Source organism: Mesorhizobium sp. MC2-1-1 (assembly GCF_057597255.1).
This window is the reverse complement of record NZ_CP195205.1, coordinates 990,244-1,006,050: the sequence shown is the minus strand read 5'-3', so window position 1 is coordinate 1,006,050 and position 15,807 is coordinate 990,244. Positions and strand designations below refer to the sequence as shown.

General features: G+C 63.8%; 18 protein-coding genes and 1 riboswitch. Of the genes, 8 read left to right on the top strand and 10 right to left on the bottom strand.

Annotated elements, in window-relative coordinates:
• Positions 1-102: 102 nt before the first annotated feature.
• Both ACR64R_RS05015 and ACR64R_RS05010 read left to right on the top strand, forming a co-directional pair.
• Entirely contained in the window at positions 103-4,809 is a 4,707-nt protein-coding gene (locus ACR64R_RS05015) for a tetratricopeptide repeat protein (RefSeq protein ID WP_487360582.1), read from the top strand.
• On the top strand, positions 4,736-5,209 hold the full coding sequence (locus ACR64R_RS05010) for a hypothetical protein (RefSeq protein WP_487360581.1): 474 nt from the start codon (positions 4,736-4,738) through the stop codon (positions 5,207-5,209). The genes ACR64R_RS05015 and ACR64R_RS05010 overlap by 74 nt, the downstream gene beginning before the upstream one ends.
• A 53-nt stretch (positions 5,210-5,262) precedes the next feature.
• Here ACR64R_RS05010 and ACR64R_RS05005 read toward each other — a convergent pair whose 3' ends face one another.
• From ACR64R_RS05005 to ACR64R_RS04990, 4 genes are all read right to left on the bottom strand, one after another.
• Positions 5,263-6,273 (bottom strand): ABC transporter substrate-binding protein, encoded by a 1,011-nt coding sequence (locus ACR64R_RS05005; RefSeq protein WP_487360580.1) that lies wholly within the window; start codon positions 6,271-6,273, stop codon positions 5,263-5,265.
• Positions 6,270-7,043, bottom strand: a complete 774-nt coding sequence (locus ACR64R_RS05000) for an ABC transporter ATP-binding protein (RefSeq protein WP_487360579.1) — start codon at positions 7,041-7,043, stop codon at positions 6,270-6,272. The genes ACR64R_RS05005 and ACR64R_RS05000 overlap by 4 nt, the downstream gene beginning before the upstream one ends.
• Positions 7,040-7,822: an ABC transporter permease gene (locus tag ACR64R_RS04995; RefSeq protein ID WP_487362378.1), complete on the bottom strand. Its 783-nt coding sequence runs from the start codon at positions 7,820-7,822 to the stop codon at positions 7,040-7,042. Before ACR64R_RS04995 ends, ACR64R_RS05000 begins: the two co-directional genes overlap by 4 nt.
• A gap of 363 nt (positions 7,823-8,185) precedes the next feature.
• A complete protein-coding gene (locus tag ACR64R_RS04990; RefSeq protein WP_487360578.1) occupies positions 8,186-8,794 on the bottom strand; it encodes a YkoF family thiamine/hydroxymethylpyrimidine-binding protein in 609 nt (202 codons plus the stop codon).
• A riboswitch (TPP riboswitch) is annotated at positions 8,785-8,897 on the bottom strand. It overlaps the preceding gene by 10 nt.
• A gap of 198 nt (positions 8,898-9,095) precedes the next feature.
• Between ACR64R_RS04990 and ACR64R_RS04985 the strand changes: the two genes are divergently transcribed.
• The 3 genes from ACR64R_RS04985 to ACR64R_RS04975 all read left to right on the top strand — a co-directional run bounded on the left by ACR64R_RS04985 (position 9,096) and on the right by ACR64R_RS04975 (position 11,141).
• The gene (locus ACR64R_RS04985) at positions 9,096-10,184 is read left to right on the top strand and encodes a nucleotidyltransferase family protein (RefSeq protein WP_487360577.1); all 1,089 of its coding nucleotides are present in this window, start codon (positions 9,096-9,098) and stop codon (positions 10,182-10,184) included.
• Positions 10,185-10,285: 101 nt separating this feature from the next.
• Positions 10,286-10,630 carry a hypothetical protein gene (locus ACR64R_RS04980; protein WP_487360576.1) on the top strand — a complete coding sequence of 115 codons (345 nt, stop codon included), beginning with the start codon at positions 10,286-10,288 and terminating at the stop codon, positions 10,628-10,630.
• A 301-nt stretch (positions 10,631-10,931) separates the two neighbouring features.
• Positions 10,932-11,141, top strand: a complete 210-nt coding sequence (locus ACR64R_RS04975; RefSeq protein WP_487360575.1) for a hypothetical protein — start codon at positions 10,932-10,934, stop codon at positions 11,139-11,141.
• On the opposite strand, the gene ACR64R_RS04970 is transcribed toward ACR64R_RS04975, so the two are convergent.
• The 4 genes from ACR64R_RS04970 to ACR64R_RS04955 form a co-directional block, all read right to left on the bottom strand.
• Positions 11,138-11,281 (bottom strand): hypothetical protein, encoded by a 144-nt coding sequence (locus ACR64R_RS04970; RefSeq protein WP_487360574.1) that lies wholly within the window; start codon positions 11,279-11,281, stop codon positions 11,138-11,140. The genes ACR64R_RS04975 and ACR64R_RS04970 overlap by 4 nt on opposite strands.
• Before the next feature lie 29 nt (positions 11,282-11,310).
• A complete protein-coding gene (locus ACR64R_RS04965) occupies positions 11,311-11,565 on the bottom strand; it encodes a DUF2934 domain-containing protein (protein WP_487360573.1) in 255 nt (84 codons plus the stop codon).
• A 139-nt stretch (positions 11,566-11,704) separates the two neighbouring features.
• Positions 11,705-11,914, bottom strand: coding sequence for a hypothetical protein (locus ACR64R_RS04960; protein WP_487360572.1), 210 nt, complete (start codon positions 11,912-11,914; stop codon positions 11,705-11,707).
• 143 nt (positions 11,915-12,057) lie between these two features.
• Positions 12,058-12,357: a DUF1236 domain-containing protein gene (locus tag ACR64R_RS04955; RefSeq protein WP_487360571.1), complete on the bottom strand. Its 300-nt coding sequence runs from the start codon at positions 12,355-12,357 to the stop codon at positions 12,058-12,060.
• A 215-nt stretch (positions 12,358-12,572) separates the two neighbouring features.
• Here ACR64R_RS04955 and ACR64R_RS04950 point away from each other — a divergent pair, with 215 nt between their 5' ends.
• On the top strand, positions 12,573-12,917 hold the full coding sequence (locus tag ACR64R_RS04950; RefSeq protein ID WP_487360570.1) for a DUF982 domain-containing protein: 345 nt from the start codon (positions 12,573-12,575) through the stop codon (positions 12,915-12,917).
• Positions 12,918-13,065: 148 nt separating this feature from the next.
• On the opposite strand, the gene ACR64R_RS04945 is transcribed toward ACR64R_RS04950, so the two are convergent.
• Both ACR64R_RS04945 and ACR64R_RS04940 read right to left on the bottom strand, forming a co-directional pair.
• Positions 13,066-13,287, bottom strand: coding sequence for a hypothetical protein (locus ACR64R_RS04945; protein WP_487360569.1), 222 nt, complete (start codon positions 13,285-13,287; stop codon positions 13,066-13,068).
• A 206-nt stretch (positions 13,288-13,493) separates the two neighbouring features.
• Complete coding sequence (locus ACR64R_RS04940) at positions 13,494-13,793, bottom strand: DUF1236 domain-containing protein (protein ID WP_487360568.1); 300 nt, start codon at positions 13,791-13,793, stop codon at positions 13,494-13,496.
• A gap of 224 nt (positions 13,794-14,017) precedes the next feature.
• Here ACR64R_RS04940 and ACR64R_RS04935 point away from each other — a divergent pair, with 224 nt between their 5' ends.
• Both ACR64R_RS04935 and ACR64R_RS04930 read left to right on the top strand, forming a co-directional pair.
• Positions 14,018-14,953, top strand: a complete 936-nt coding sequence (locus ACR64R_RS04935) for a DUF1236 domain-containing protein (protein WP_487360567.1) — start codon at positions 14,018-14,020, stop codon at positions 14,951-14,953.
• A gap of 293 nt (positions 14,954-15,246) precedes the next feature.
• Positions 15,247-15,609 (top strand): exopolysaccharide production repressor protein, encoded by a 363-nt coding sequence (locus tag ACR64R_RS04930; protein WP_487360566.1) that lies wholly within the window; start codon positions 15,247-15,249, stop codon positions 15,607-15,609.
• Positions 15,610-15,807: the final 198 nt, after the last annotated feature.

Here is a 15,807-nt window from a genome sequence, read left to right as displayed (position 1 = left end):
CTTCCGTCTCTGCAATTTCTGCTTGCATTTTAGAACAAAGACAGAACTATATACAGGAATTGCAGCCGCCATCGCGGCAACTCCGGGGGGAGGATCAAAACCATGTTTTGCCGCACCGGCGCGATCTCGCGCGTGTTCGTTGCTATGCTTTCCCGCGCTCCGCTTCTGGCGCTTGCCGGGATCGCGGTGCTTGGCGCCCCGGCCACGCCGGCAGCCGCCGTTGAGAAGGACTATGCGCTTTGCTTCGGCGACGAAGGCGGCGACCAAGGCCCGGGCACCGGCCCGGCCGACAAGATCGGAGCCAACGCCGGCAAGGCAACGGCCGACCAGCGCATCGCCGCCTGCACGACGATTGCCGAGGACGACACGGAGACGCTGCGCGCCAAGGCCTATTTCTATAGGGCCGCCGCCCGAGACGACAAGCAGGACTGGAACGGCGCGATTGCCGACTACGACAAGGCGATCGCGCTCGATCCCAAGCGGACATCGGCCTTGTTCAACCGTGGCACCGACTGGGCCAACAAGGGCGACGACAACCGCGCGATCGCGGACTTCAACACCGTCATCAGCCTCGAGCCGTCCGCCAGCGACGCCTATTCCAGCCGTGGCCTGGCCTTCCTTCGCCAAGGCAAGATCGAGGCAGCCATGCTCGATTTCCAGCAGGCGATCGAGGCCGATCCGCAAAACGGCGACGCGCATACCGGCCTCGGCACCGCCTTGAGCAAGACCGGCCAACCGGACAAGGCCATTGCGGAATATGACGAGGCCATCCGCATCGATCCGGCGGATTTCATCGCGCTCTTCAATCGCGGCCTCGCCTACGCCGCCAGGGACGAGTTCGACCGCGCCATTGCCGACTACGACGCCGCGTTGGCCGTGGATCCCCGGAGCGCCGACGCCTATGCCAACCGCAGCGCCGCCTGGATCGGCAAGAACGACTGGGCGCGCGCCATCGCCGATGCCAACAAGGCGATCGAGCTCGACGCCGGATTGGTCGACGGCTACTACGCCCGAGCCGTTGCCTGGGCGAGCAAGGACAACAATGATCGCGCCCTTGCCGATTTCGACAAGGCGATCGCGCTCGATGCGACCGATTCCCGGGCGTGGCTCGGCCGCTCGCTGATGCGCTCACGCAAAGGAGACAGCGCCGGCGCGGCGGCCGACTGCCGAAAAGCCATCGCGCTCGATCCGAAGAAGACTGGCAGTTGCGATGCGGGGCCGGATGTCGGCGAAGCAGCGGCCGCGAACACGCCCGCCGAGTTCGGGCCTTCAACCGCGACGCTGCAGGCAATCGGCAACCAAGTTCGTTCAAAACTTGCTGCCGGGGACGTCGAACGAGGGCTGGAGTTGCAGCAACAGGGCGACCTTGCAGGGGCGATCAATTCCTTCAGCATGGCTATCGCAGAGGACCCAGACAACGCCGACGCGGTTTACGACAGGGCGGTGGCAGCGGCCGCAAACGGGGATGACACCCTTGCCGCCAGCGACTGCCGGCGCGCCGTCGAGCTCGACCCGCGGCGCACCGATGCATGCGCCACGCTCATGGCCGGCCAGCAAACCCTTCAGGTCGCCGGGACGCAGGATCAGACCGCCCGGGATCAAGCCGCCGCCAGGATACTGGTCGAACGCGCGGGCGCGCGTCTGGTCAAATACGGCGTCGACGGCGCGCTGCTCGATTTCGACAAGACGATCAGCCTCGATCCCAAGAATGCCGACGCCTATCTCGGCCGCAGCCGCGCCAGGACGCTCAAGGGCGATCAAGCCGGCGCGGCGGCGGATTGCCAGCGTGCCGTCGAACTCGATCGCGCACGTTCGGGAAGCTGCAGCGAACAAGCAGCCGGCAACGGCGGCCAAGCCGCGTCGGCGCAAGACCTTGATCAGGCGAAGCCGGCAGGCGCCGCCTTCGCGCCGGCTGACACCGCGGCTTCGGCCGAGCCAGGTGCGAGTGACGATCTTCCAGCTGCCGATCCGAAGTTGGCGAAGCTTATCGACAGCAGCGATCCCCGCGTCCTGGTCGCGGTGGCCAAGGGCGACAGCCTCTTGCACGAAGAAAACTATGACGAAGCGATCAAGGCCTATGAAGAGGCCCTCGCGATCGATCCCAATAGTCCGCTCGGCTATTTCGGTCGAGGCAAAGCTTTCGACGGCAAGAAGGATTTTGCCCGCGCCATCGGCGATTACGACAAGGCCATCGCCATTATTCCCGACGTCGCCGTGCCCCTCACGCTCCGTGGTCTCGCCAAGGGCGCGGCGGGCGACGCGGACGGCGCGCTTGACGATTGCATCAAGGCCATCAGGCTAGACCCGAAAGCAAGCCGGGCCTTCTTCTGTTCCGGAGCGGCCTGGTACGGCACAGGAGACCGGAAGCGAGCGATCGAAGCCTTTTCAGCGGCGATCGAGATCGATCCGAAATACGCCGCCAGCTATTATGGAAGGGGCATGGCGCAGGTCGACGCACAAAACTACGCCGATGCCGTTGCCGATTTCGACCAGGCGGCCAAGCTAGACCCGCACAATCCAAACTACGCCGCCGCGCGCAAGGCAGCGACGGCCGCGCAACGGAAGGGAGGCGGCGGCGACACGGCGATCGCGCCGTCCTCGAAGCAGCTAGACGCTTTCGTCGATCGCGGCTATGCCTTCTACCACAAGGGCAAATACGATCGTGCGATCGCCGAATTCAACAAGGCGATGGCGATCGATCCGCAAGATGCTTCGCCCTATGTCGGGCGGGCCATCGCACTTGTCGAAAAAGGCAAGTACGACGCGGGTATCAAGGACTACAACAAGGTCATCGAGCTCTACCCCGACTATTCGGACGCTTACATCGGCCGCTCCGTCGCGTGGACCAAAAAGAACCAACCGGATCGCGCCATTGCCGATCTGAGCCGGGCCATCGAACTCGACGCCAATGACGCGCAGGCCTATTTCGGGCGCGGCGGCGCCTTCGCCGCCAAGGGCGACTACGACCAGGCGATAGCCGATTTCGACCAAGCGCTGAAGCTCGATCCGAAGATGACGATTGCCCGCGAGGACCGCGAACTGGCACTGGCGGCGAAAGGCAAGGCCGCAGCCTCGCAACCAACCGGCCGGCTTCGGAACAAGGCAGCGGAAGACGCTATCGAAGCGGGCGATATCTGGCGCACTCAAAACCAACTCGATCGCGCGCTCGAGCAGTACGGCATAGCGATCGCCGCCGACCCATCAAATGCCCGTGCCCATACCTTACGCGGCTTCACCTTTACGCTGAAGGGCGATTCAGACCGGGCGTTGGCCGACCACAACAAGGCAATCAAACTCGATCCCAAGTCGACCGACAGCTATTTCTATCGTTCTCTCATCTGGCGACAGAGAGGCAAGATCGACCGCGCCATCGCGGATCTGACCACCATCATTTCGTTGCAGCCGAACAATGTCGACGCCTATGTGCTGCGCAGTCGAGCCCTGGCCGTAAAGCACGATTGCGATGGCATCATCGCCGATTCGACAAAGGCGATAGGACTGAAGCCAACGAATGCCGAAGCATGGTTCAATCGCGGGTTCTGCTGGAACAGGAAGAAGCAATACGACCGCGCCATCGCCGATCTCGATGAAACGTTGCGTCTCGATCCAAACTACGTCAACGCCCGCAAGGAGCGCGACGATGCGGCTGCGGGGAAGGCTTCATACAAGCCAAAGACTGCGGACGCGGCGGCGGTGGAGGACGCCACAAAAAGCGGCATAGCCCTGTACAACAAGGGTCAATACGATCTTGCAATCGCGAAATTCGACCGTGCGATAGCGCTCGATCCCAACAATGCCGAGGCTTTCGGGTATCGCGGTCTCGCCTGGGGGCAGAAGGACAATTACGATCGGGCCATAACCGACTATGGCAGCGCGATCGCAATCGAGCCAAAGAACAGCAGCTATTATTCCGCTCGCGCTTTCGCCTGGACGGCCAAGAACGACCACAAACGTGCCATCGACGATTTCGGCAAGGCGATCGAGTTCGATCCTGCCTACGCCACGAACTTTCACGGTCGAGGCATCAGCCGGATGATCGTCGGGGATTACGATGGCGCGATCGCAGATTATAGCAAAGCCATCGAATTCGATCCGCACGTTGCCAAGGTGCATGTCGATCGTGGAATTTTGTGGGTTGTCAAAGGCGACTTGAAGCAGGCCCAGGCCGACTTTGAGACGGCTGTCCAGATCGACCGGAACAGCCCCGGCGGCTACTACGGCAGAGGCCTTCTGCGGGCGCGAGCGGGCGACCAGGACGGGGCAATCGCCAGCTTCAATCAAGCCATCAAGCTTTACCCCAGATATGCAGATGCTTACACCGCCCGAAGCCTGGCTTGGGCAGCCAAGGGCGATTTGAAACGCGCCAAGGCCGACCGCAAGAAGGCGCGGAGCCTCGGTGGAAATTGCACGGGGATCGGGAGGGTTGCAGATGGCGCGTTGGAAGGGATTGGGCGTGGCGGCGCTGGCGGCCCTGGCTTTCGTCGCGGTGAAGGTGCTGCCGTCGGCGCTCGGTTTCGCCGGCGGCAAATATCTCTACGAGACCGTGACGGGATCGACCGCGCGCAAGGCGCCGACCAGAGCCGACGTCAACGCCGAAATCGAGAAACAGGATTTTCAGATCTTCAAGGCAATCGCCCAGGAATTTCCGGACGACTACAATGCCTTCATCGACAAGATCACGCTCGTGGCCGGTTCGGGAAACCAGCAGGCTGTGCGCGACGCGAGCAGAGTGGCGGTGGCCGACTTGCGGCGCAAATATGCGCCGCTTCTGCCCTCCGCCCCGGATCGCGAAACGTCGCAAGCGCTTGACGCCCAGCTCACCATGGTCAATCACCTGATGGCCCGCGAAACGCCGGCTACCTGCAACAATTACCTGCGCAACGGGCCGGACGCGGTCAGCGCGCCCGGCCACGATTTTCTGGTGGACCTGGATCGGATCGGCGCGACGCTTTTCCACGCCTTTGGCGCCGCCAAGAAAAGCAGCCTTCCCGCGACCGAGCCCAGCGACGAGGACTGGTCGCTGATCGCCGACGCCTTCACCAGGAGCGGCGGCACGCCAGCCGAAATGGACGCGATCGCGAATATGAACCAGGACTTCTCGGGGCTATGTCCCGCCGTGGCGAAATTCTACGCGGCAGCCCTGTCGCTGCCTGGCGAGCCCGGGCGTCATATCAAGACCGCCCTGCTCTACGCCACGTCGAGGAACTAGGCCGCGCCTGGCGCGGCGCGGCGACCCTTCGCGCCAAGCCTGGGCCTTCCCTCCTAGCCCACAAACTCGTTCGTGAAATACGCCGCCAGATCCGGCTTGTCCTTCAGCGTCTTGCCGTTGCCGTCGAGCAGTATCCCCGAGGCGAACAGATACCCGCCCATCGCTTCCATCTTGGCCTTGTCCATGGTGCCGATGGCGCCGGCCGCGCTCTTCAGGAAATGGCCGTCGTTCAGCGCCTTCAGCGAGGCATCGATCAGCGCCGGGTTGGTCAGCGTGTCCTTGTTGGCGGCGATCAAAAGGTCGCCCGCATCCTTCGCGTGGTCGACGGCGAAGGCGTAGCCGCGCCGCGTCGCCTGGACGAAGGCGGCCGCCTGCTTCGGATTGGCGGCGAGGTAGGCGTTGCTGGAGACGATCAGCGTGGTGTGCTCGTCGGGCACGCCATAATCGGCATAGCGGAAGCTGCGCTGCTTGAGGCCCTTCAGCCTGGCCTCGACGCCTTCCCAGGTCGAGACCTCCAGCGTGAAGTCGACCGAGCCGTTTGCCAAAGCGTCGTAGGCCGAGGTGCCCAGCGTCACGGTGGAAAAATCGCCCTTGCCGCCGTCATGGCGGATGATGGTCGAGATCAGCGCGTTCTCCCAGGCGCTGCCGAAGCCGCCATAGGTCAGGCCGTCGAGATCTTTCGGAGTCTTGATGGCGGCGCGGTCGGCATTGAAGACGACACGGCCGGTCTCCGACTGGACGACGGCATAGACGGCCTTCAGGTCGGCGCCGGCGCTCCTTTGCGTGAACAGGCCGAGCGAACCGGAAATGCCGAAATCGGCGACGCGGTTGGCCACCAGCGTGCCCGAACCGGTGTCGCCGTAAGGCAGGATTTCAACGTCGAGCCCGGCATCCTTGTAGAAGCCTTTGTCGCGGGCGACGAACAGGCCGATGTGGTTGGTGTTGACGGTCCAGTCGAGCGCTACGGTGATCTTCTGCGCGGCGGCCCACGCGCGGGAAGCGGCGCCGGCAAATGGCAGGGCGGCGGCCAGGACGAGCGCCTGGCGACGGGTAAGGTCGGTCATTTCATTTCTCCATCGGATGGTCGGGAAATCGGTTCGGGCTGGCCCAGCAGCGTGTCGAGGATGCCGGCCTCGATCGCGGCCGCCTCGCGGGCAAGTGCCGCGCTTTCGGTGCGCGGGCGCGGCAGCGGCACTGCCACCTCGCGCACCACGCGCGCGGGCCGCGCCGAAAGCACATAGATGCGGTCGGACAGAAGCACCGCCTCGCGCACGTCGTGGGTGATGAGCAGCGCGGTCCAGCGGTGGGTCCGCCACATCCCCTCGAGCCAGCGCTGCATGGCCGCGCGGGTCAGCGCGTCGAGCGCGCCGAAAGGCTCGTCGAGGAGCAGCATGTCGCGGCGCTGGACGACGGTGCGCAGCAGCGCCGCGCGCTGGCGCATGCCGCCGGACAACTCGGCCGGCCAGGCGCGCTCGAAGCCGGCAAGGCCGAATTCTGCGAACAAAGGCGCCACGCGCTCGCGCGCCGCGCGGCGCGTCATGCCCTGCACCTCCAGGCCCAGCGTGGCGTTGTCGATGACGCGCCGCCACGGCATCAGCGCGTCGCGCTGCGGCATGAAGGCGAAGCGGGCGTCATCGAGCGGCGCGCCGTCGAAGCGCATCTCGCCCTCGCCCCGGATCGCCCCGGTGAGCAACTGGAACAGCGTCGACTTGCCGGCGCCAGAGGGGCCGAGGATCGAGACGAACTCACCCGCGCCGACATCGAGCGAGACACCGGCCAGCACCTCGAGCGAACCGAAGCTTTTGCGCACGTCGCGGAGCTCCAGCCGGGTCATGGCCGGCGCTCTCCCGAAGGTTCGTCCTTGTGGTCGCGCCCTGCCCTCTCCCAAGGCATGGCGAGACGCTGGACCAGCACGGCAAGGCCAAACAATGCCAGCGTCAGCGCCGAGCTGACGGCGACGGCGGCAAGCACCAGGTCGGGGCGGAAATTGTTCTTGGCGCTGAGCATGTAGATGCCCAGCCCCTTCGCCGCGCCCGCATATTCGGCGAAGATCGCGCCGACGACCGCATAGGTGATGGAGATCCTCAGGCCGGCGAAGAAATAAGGCAGCGCCGAGGGCAGCCGTGCAACCCAGAAAACGCGCCAGCGCCCAGCGCCCATGGCGGCGAGCATCCGGCTGATCTCCTCGGCGGTGGCGGCATAGCCCTCGACCAGCGCGACCATCATCGGGAAGAAGGTGACCAGCGCAACGAGCAGGATCTTCGGCAGCAGGCCGAAGCCGAACCAAAGCACCACCAGCGGCGCGATCGCCACAAGCGGCAGGGTCTGGCTGGCGATCAGCAGCGGGAACAGCGCCCGTCGCAGCCAGGGGAGGAAATCGACCAGCGCCGAAAGCACGAAAGCGGCGACGAGCGAACAGGCGAAGCCGGCCAGCGTGGCGCGGATGGTGGGCAGCGTGTTTTCCGCGAGCGCTGCGCGGTTCTCCCAGGCCTGCGCGGCCACGCGCGACGGCGCGGGCAGCACCGTGGGCGCGACGCCGCCGAGGCGGGCGTAAAGCTCCCAGGCGGCGAGGAGAAAAGCGAAAGCGAGAGCAGCGGGGGTGAGCTTGGCGATGGCGTCCGCGACAGCTGATCTCCCCCCTTGGGGGGGAGATGGCCGGCAGGCCAGAGGGGGGCGTGAAGGAACGCCAGCATTCGAAACTTCGGCCTGAGAAGTTGGTGAACGCCGAGCCTGCAACCAGTGGAGACGCTGGCGGGACAGCGCCCCCCTCTGCCTTGCCAGGCTGGCCGGCCCTTCGCTGTCGCTCCGGGCGTTCGTCGTTCGCGAAGCCAAGCAATTGGCTTCGCGCCCGCTTTCGCCAGTCGCCGAAGGTTGCGCTCCCGCTTCTGAGACGCAGCCAGCATTGGAGATATCTTCACCGCGCAGCGGGTCAAACGAAACAGCCATGGCATCTTCCTCGACAGCCCGAGCTTTTGCTCAAACCGCGGACGGGCTGTTCGCCGAAATGGTGATGTCGAGGGTCACGTGGCCGGCGCCGGGACCGAAGCGGCAGAAGGCTTCGTTGAGCGTGGCGAACACGGCGCCGGCGTCGCCGCGCAGCCTGGTGCAGAAATTCTTCGAACGGTCAAAGACGCCGGACTTTTTCAGGAAATCGATGCAGCCATAGATCTCGTCCATGTGGTCGCCGGTGCCCATCACATAGAGCGAGAACTGCGCCGCCACCGGCTGCCTGGTCGAAGGCGTCGCCTCGACAGCGCGCAGGGCCGCAAGCTTGCGTTCCTCGAGCGGGATCGCCGGGCCGCCGATCTCGTCGGAGCGGCAGATCGGATCGTCCGGCTCGCCGGGGCATCCGCGCGAGACCGCGGCCGACAGCACGCAATGCTTGCCGCTCTTGGCCGCCGCCACGAACAGGTCGCGCATGGCCGGAAACAGCACTTCAGGCGGCCCGACCAGCAGCGTCGAGATGTCGTCGGTCTCGATCCTCAACCTGTCGCGCCAGGGATCGAGCGCGCCGAGCGCGCCAAGGATGACGCCGACGAAATCGTCGGCCATGGGATAAAGGGAAATCTGTGCGCCGGAAAACATGGCCCGCCTCGCTCCGCTGGTATTATCCAGATCAGCTTTAGGGTCCGGAGGCTTGCCGCCACCATCTCAGCCCCGACCTTACGGAGCACCCCTGTGGATGGCCGGGTTAAAGCACTGTTTGTCGTGTCGGGGAAGTGTTTTTTTGCCGGGCAATTGGGCCAGGCAGCCTCATCTCCCTAAGGGAGATGCCGGCAGTTATAAGATTTTCAATGGTTTCTTATAACACCCTTGCAATCGGGCTGGCGGCACGCGATTATAAGAAACTCGCAAGAATCTTATAACGCACGAACCGACAGCGCCGATGAAGACCATCGACCTCACCTACCGCACAGTCTACGCCGAGCTTGTGCAGCGCAGCCTGGATGCTTCCTTCGAGACCGATTTCTCGACGGCGGGCAATTTCGTGCGCGTGCCGGTGAAAGGCCGCGACTACTGGTATTTCGAGGAGACCCGTCCCGAAAAAACGAGGCGTTATGTCGGTCCCGCCGCGGATTCCGAGATCGCCACGCGGGTCGCCGCCTTCAGGGAGATCAAGGACGATCTCAGGAGCCGCCGCAAGCTGGTTTCCACGCTTGTCCGCGATGCCGGCCTGAGCGCACCCGAATCTTTCACCGGCGATGTCGTCGAGGCGCTGGAGAAGGCTGGCCTCTTCCGCCTGCGCGCCGTGCTTGTCGGCACGGTCGCGTTCCAGACCTATGCCGGATATCTGGGTGTGCGCCTTCCGGGCGCCGCGCTGCAGACGGGCGATGCCGACTTCGCGCAGTTCCATTCCGTTTCGACCGAAGTGGAGGACAGCATGCCGCCGGTCATCGACGTGTTGAAGGCCGTCGACCAAACGTTTCGCGAAATCCCGCACCGGACCGATGCCGGCCGCACGACGCAGTACGAGAACGCCTCGCGCTACCGGATCGAGTTCCTCACGCCGAACCGCGGCAGCGACGATCATGCTGATCGCGCCAGCCCGATGCCCTCGCTCGGCGGCGCTTCGGCGCAGCCGCTGCGCTTCCTCGATTTCCTGATCCGCGATCCGGTGCGGACGGTGCTGCTGCATCGTTCCGGCGTGCCGGTGCTTGTCCCCTCGCCCGAACGCTTCGCCGTCCACAAGCTGATCGTGGCGGCGCGCCGCGAGCGAAGCGGCGCCGCCAAGCGGGAAAAGGATCTGCACCAGGTGAGCTTGCTGGTCGAGGCGCTGGATACAACGCGCAGAAGGGACGACCTCGCGCATGCCTTCGCGGAAGCGTGGGAACGCGGCGATGCCTGGCGGGAGGCCTTGCGAAAGGGCTTGAGCCTGCTCAGGCCGGACAGGCATGAAATGGTCCAGTCGGTTCTGGGACAGGCGCTTGGCGAAATCGGCGTGCAGCTCGACGGCTTTACCATGCGGATCGCCTGATCTTCGTCTCAAGCCAGGTTTATCGTTCAAATTGTACGAAGCATGCTTGACCGCTTTTCGTACATAAAGTACGATAATTCCCTTCTTTCGAGGGGACTTGCTTGAACACCGCGAACCATGCCGCCTTTGCCGACCTCTCCCGCCCCTTGCTGTCGCCGCTACCGCTCGCCGAGCGCGAGCGCCTCGCCGGCGCCTGGCGCATGGCCAGCCAGGACATAGCCGACGACATCCGCTTCATCCGGCAATATCTGAAAGTGATCGCCGAGAGGGACGAGCGGCTTTCGACCGGCACGCTGGTGCACGGCCGCGCCTATGTCGAGGCCTGCGCCGCCTGGCTGCCGGAAACGGTGGCGCGCTATCTGCATAACCTCAGGCTGATCAGCGAATGCGAAAGCGCGATGATCGCGGCGGGGATGAGGTTCGCCAGGTCGAGCGATGCTTGGTGAGAGCAGGATCCCGGCCGCGCAACTTGCGCCCAATGCGAGCACGATTGGTCGGGTCGGGCTTAGCTTCGCCAGGTCGAGCGATGGCTTGGGGTCGAGAATTCACTCTGGTCTTGTCGTGGAGCGGGTAAGGCATTCCGGGCCGCCGGAAAGCGAACAATCACGCCGCTTGCAACCCTTGGCTCGGCGCCCCGGCAAATGCATCGTTTCACACAATCGCCAATTGGTGGACGCGAGCGAGCGGCCGGGCGTTAATTCCCCTGGGAAGGAGGGATCAGACGCATACCAGGGAGGAACACGTTTGATGCAACCGCAAATCGACATCGGCGCACTGTCCGAGGACCAGCCCTACGAAGTCACCTCATTTGCCAGAAAGCACGGACTGACGGTTCCGGTCGCGGATGCGGTCCTCTTCGCCAAGGGCCCGTCGCCATCGCGGGCGGCCTGCGATACCGCGGCGCTTGCCCTCCTCTGCGCCGTCGCGCAATACGCCAGCAAGCAGGGAGGGCGCTAGCGGTTCGGCGGCGCGCCTATCCTACAGCCGAACTGCAGCCCGGCATTGCCGCCGACTTGGCTGGCCGCGAACGCAATGGCGAGCGCGCCGGTCAGGCGACCGCCTTGCGCGAAGCCCGCACCTTTCGGCCGATCGAACAAGGATTGGCGCCTGCCAGACGCCGGATGGTTCAGGCCTTGGCTTTCGGCTTGGCCGCCTTTGCCTTGGCGGGGGCCTTGGCGGGCTTTTCCGCCTTGGCAGGTTTCGGCTTTTCTACCTTGGCGGCAGCCGCCTTCTTCGGGGTCTTCGCCTTCGGCTTGCCTGCCGCATCGATCTCGGCCGTCGCCCGATCCCAATGCTCTATGTGCGCGCCCTCAGGCCTGCCGGCTTGCTCCCAGATCTCGTGCGCGCGCTGGCGAATGCGTTCGTGCCTGTCGTCCGTCACTGTCGCCTCCTTAGGTTGGGACGGGTACCCCGGTACGAACACTAGCGGAAATTTCGCTCCGCGTCTTGGGTGTTGACGCAGCGCACAAACTCTTCTTGAGGCAAGATCAGGCGCTTCTTGAGGCAAGACTAGGCGAGGCTCAGCGATCCTCCGAGAGCACGGTAATGCCGAGATGCGCGGCCTTCTTGACGATCAGCCCGGCCAGGTCGGCATCTGAACGCTCGGTCTGGGTCCGTTCGCGCAACAGCGCTATTGCCTGCTTGACCGACAGTAGCCCGTCGCCGCGCTCGGCCAGCAGCTTGTCGACCTGGCGCGCAATGTCGGGCGATTCAACATGTGGATGATGCATGGCAACGACTCCTTGCTTCGTTGCCTCCCAAACCGCTGTATACCTTTCCGCTGTATACCTTAGGCGTTTTGCGTTTTGGCGGGAAGAGCCCGATCCCTGTCCCTATGTCGGGGCGCGGGATCGGGCTCTACGGGGCCAGAATGTTACTGGATCACCTGGATCACACGACGCGTGCCGGGGTCGATCAGGACCGTGTGGTCGTTGACGACCGCATAGCGATACTTGACGGCCGGAACCTCTTGCAGCTCGACGGTGTCAGGCACTGTCGAGCCGACGCCGAGCTCGAGGCCGAGCACGTTGACCGAGGCGATCGGATGTTTGTGGACATACTCCTTGACCACGGTCTGCTGCTCGGGCGTGACGATCACCTCGTCCGCGGCCGCGATGCCGATGCCGGCCATCAGAGCCAGGCCGGCGACAGCGGGAATGAGGATGGTTTTCATCGTTTCTCTCCTGTTGCGTTGGCGAGCTCCGGATTGCCTCCGCTGGGCGGAAACATCGTCGGTTCGAACATGGGAGCTCCCGTGGCAAACGCCGCCGGCGGGGTGTTGTTCCGTCAGCGATGACTAATTGATTTCGGCGGAACCTTTGCTTCGGCTTCGCATTGGAAGGCTTTGAAACTCCCTAAGACTTTGGAATGTAAAGGGGTGCCGCCGCCATGCAAGAAGGTTACGTCAGAAGCGATATTGAACTTCGCACCCCCGTGGCGATAGCCGTTGGCGCCGGCTTCAAGCGCGAGATTGCCTCGCTCACCGAAATGCAGAATTTCCTCAAGGAGTGGCCGCTGGCTTCGCGGGGTCCGAGCTACGCATCCGCGCTACGCGCATGCGAGGCCGCTCGAGCCGGAGAGATCGATCTCGACACGGCGCGGCAAGCGTTCCTGGTATTCGCGCGGAAGGCGGGGATCGAGTGGACCGGAGCCGATCCGGTCGCGATGCTGCGAGAGGCCAGGATCCGGCGCAGCCGGGCACGCGACCGTACGCAGCAACCACCGGCGCACTGAGCGACCGCGCGCTGGAATTGTCCGCAAGTTTCAGGATCTGGCAGCCAGCCTCCGGCACTGGGGCCGTCTGGCTTCCGTTAGCCGACCGACCGTCGCCTGGAGGTGACGGTCGATGGGACCAAGGCGGATTTTCAGCTTGCAACTGTTCTCAGGTCGGCGTCGATTCGCCGAGCATATCGGTAACGAAAGACGCGGCGATCAGGTCGTCCGCGTCGATGCGTAGGGAGCCCTCGCCGCCCCCCATGATGGCAGCGACCTTCTGGAAGGTCTTCATCTCATGCTCGGTGATCCGGGCGTCACGCATCCTGGCCTTCAGATCGGCCACGCGCATCCCGAGCGAACGGGATGTTCCGATTTCTCGTTTCGACATGTCGGTTAGACTCCTCCCCAACCCGTGCCTGTTTCGCCGCCGCCCGATTCCCGCATCCTGCGCATGCTTGTGTTCACTATGAGGCAAAGCGAACACAGCAGCGGCAACGCGGTCCCGAAACGAAGGTTCCATTAGCAGGTGACGAATTGATGCGAGTTAACGGCCGCCGCACCGGCGGCAGGCCGTCAACTCAGCGCAGATGGACCTTATTTGATGACCTGAACGATCTTGCGCGTGCCGGGATCGACAACGACGGTCTGATTGTCGACGACAACGTAACGATACTTGACGTTCGGGACTTCGTGCAATTCGACGGTGTCGGGAAGGACGCTGCCGATGCTGAGCTGCACACCGGGCAGCTTAACCGAGGCCAGCGGCTGCTTGTGCACATATTCACGGATGACCGTTTCCTGTTCAGGCTGGATGACGACGTCCTCAGCGGCGGCGGCGCCGATACCGGTCAAAAGAAGCAGGCCCGCGGCAGCGGTTGTGAGATGCATTTTCATGATCTTCTCCTTGTTTGAGCAATTGTGCCTCTCACGCTGCGCCTGCGATCTCACAGCCGGTAGGCGTAGAGCGTAACGCCGGCAAGCGGGCCTTGTTCCAGCAAAATTGACCGCCCCTTTTCTCCGCGAAACGTCGACGGCGCGGCGGTGCGGTAATTTCGGAACAATGGCTTTCGGACCGGGTTACCAGAGCGAAGGGACCGACTTTTCCGAGGAGAAAACCCATGAAACATCTGCTTATCACCAGCATGATCGCGCTCGGCGTCGGTTGCGGCGCTGCAATGGCGCAGACCGAATCCGTCCAGCCCAGCGGCGACACGAATTGCGCCTCGGGCCAGAGCGACTGCAAGACCGGCGGCAAGGCAGGCGGGCAGGCCCAGGGCGAGACGAAATCGAAGACCGAGATGAACGCCCAGGGCAAGGCCGGCGCCAACACACAGGAGCAGGCCCAAGGCAAAATGAAGATGAAGACGGATGAGCAGGCCCAGGGCCAGGCCGGCGCCAAGACCGACCAGAACGCCCAGGACAATACGCAGCTCAAGAACAAGAAGCAGCAGGCCCAGGGCGACAATACCAAGATCCAGACGCAGCAGAATGCCCAGGGCAAGGCCGGCGCCACCACCGAGCAGAATGCCCAGAACAAGACCAAGGTCCAGACCGACCAGCAGGCGCAGGGCAAGGCCGGCGCCACCACCGAACAGAATGCCCAGAACAAGACCAAGATCCAGACCGACCAGCAAGCTCAGGGCAAGACCGGTACCACCACCCAGCAGAACGCCCAGGGCAGCAATACGAAGATGCAGACCGAGCAGAACGCTCAGGCCAAGACGGGCACGAAGACCGAGCAGAACGCTCAGGGCAACACCAATGTGGAGACCGACCAGAACAAGACGGCCTCGATCAACAACGTGACGGTCGAGCAGAAGACGGAGATCACCCAGGTCATCCACGAGACCAAGGTTGAGCCGGTTCGCGACGTCAACTTCGACATTTCGGTCGGCATCGAGGTGCCGCGGCACAAGGTGCGGCTGCACCGCCTGCCGGCCCGTATCGTCAAGATCGTGCCTGCCTATGAATCCTACGAGTATTTCGTGCTGGCCGACGGGCGCATCGTCATCGTCGACCCCGACACATACAAGATCGTGCTGATCCTGACCTGACGATAACGGCATGAGCCGATAACGGCATGAGGTAAAGGCCCGCCGATCGGCGGGCCTTTCTTTGCGCAACGGGAGCATGCGCGAAGACCGAGCCGCCCCTACCCGGGCCTTTCCTGAGGTCGCGCTTCATCAAGCTTTGCTTGAATGCAGTTTCTTCGGGAACGATACAGCGCAACTCATGGTTCTTATACTGAAGTCCTGCATCCGTGGTCCCCCCGGACTGGACGAAAGTGCGACCAGGCCGCCGACGGATTGTTCAAGCTTGCGGTCCACCCGGAAAAGGTGCATGGGTCATGACGGGTAGAGGTATGGGCGAGATCGTCGACGGCTGGACATGGTCGCGGCGCTCGGTTGGGCAAATGTATTTTCCGCAGTTTCTTGTGGGAATGGCGGCGACGCTTCTGGTGGTCCTCGGCTGGACATTCTCGTCCACCGGTTCGATCTGGGCGGCGTTGGGCTGGACGGTCCTTGCCGCTGTAGTGCTGCAGGTGGGCTACTTCGCGGCGGTGCTGTTGTTGGTGCATGGCGAGACCCGCGTGGTCGACGAGGCCAAGTCGAGCGACGCCACCGCGTCGCCCGCCAAATTGCCGGGCCCGTTCGAGCGCGACGGCATCATCCAGACGTTGCTGGCGCGACTGTTCCCACGGCTGCGCTGAGCCCGAAACCGACAGCCGCGGAACGCTCCCGTTTTTGGCGTTTCACGAAAACAACAGGCGCCCTGCCCCTTTGTTACGAGGCAATTCCGCGCGGAAGGTTGCGGCGAAAGCACCGAGCCTGACCGCTTTACTTGAATTGCACGGCGAAGACATGCAAAGCCCGAGCGGCGCAAGACCGCCCGGGCTTGTGAGCGAGGA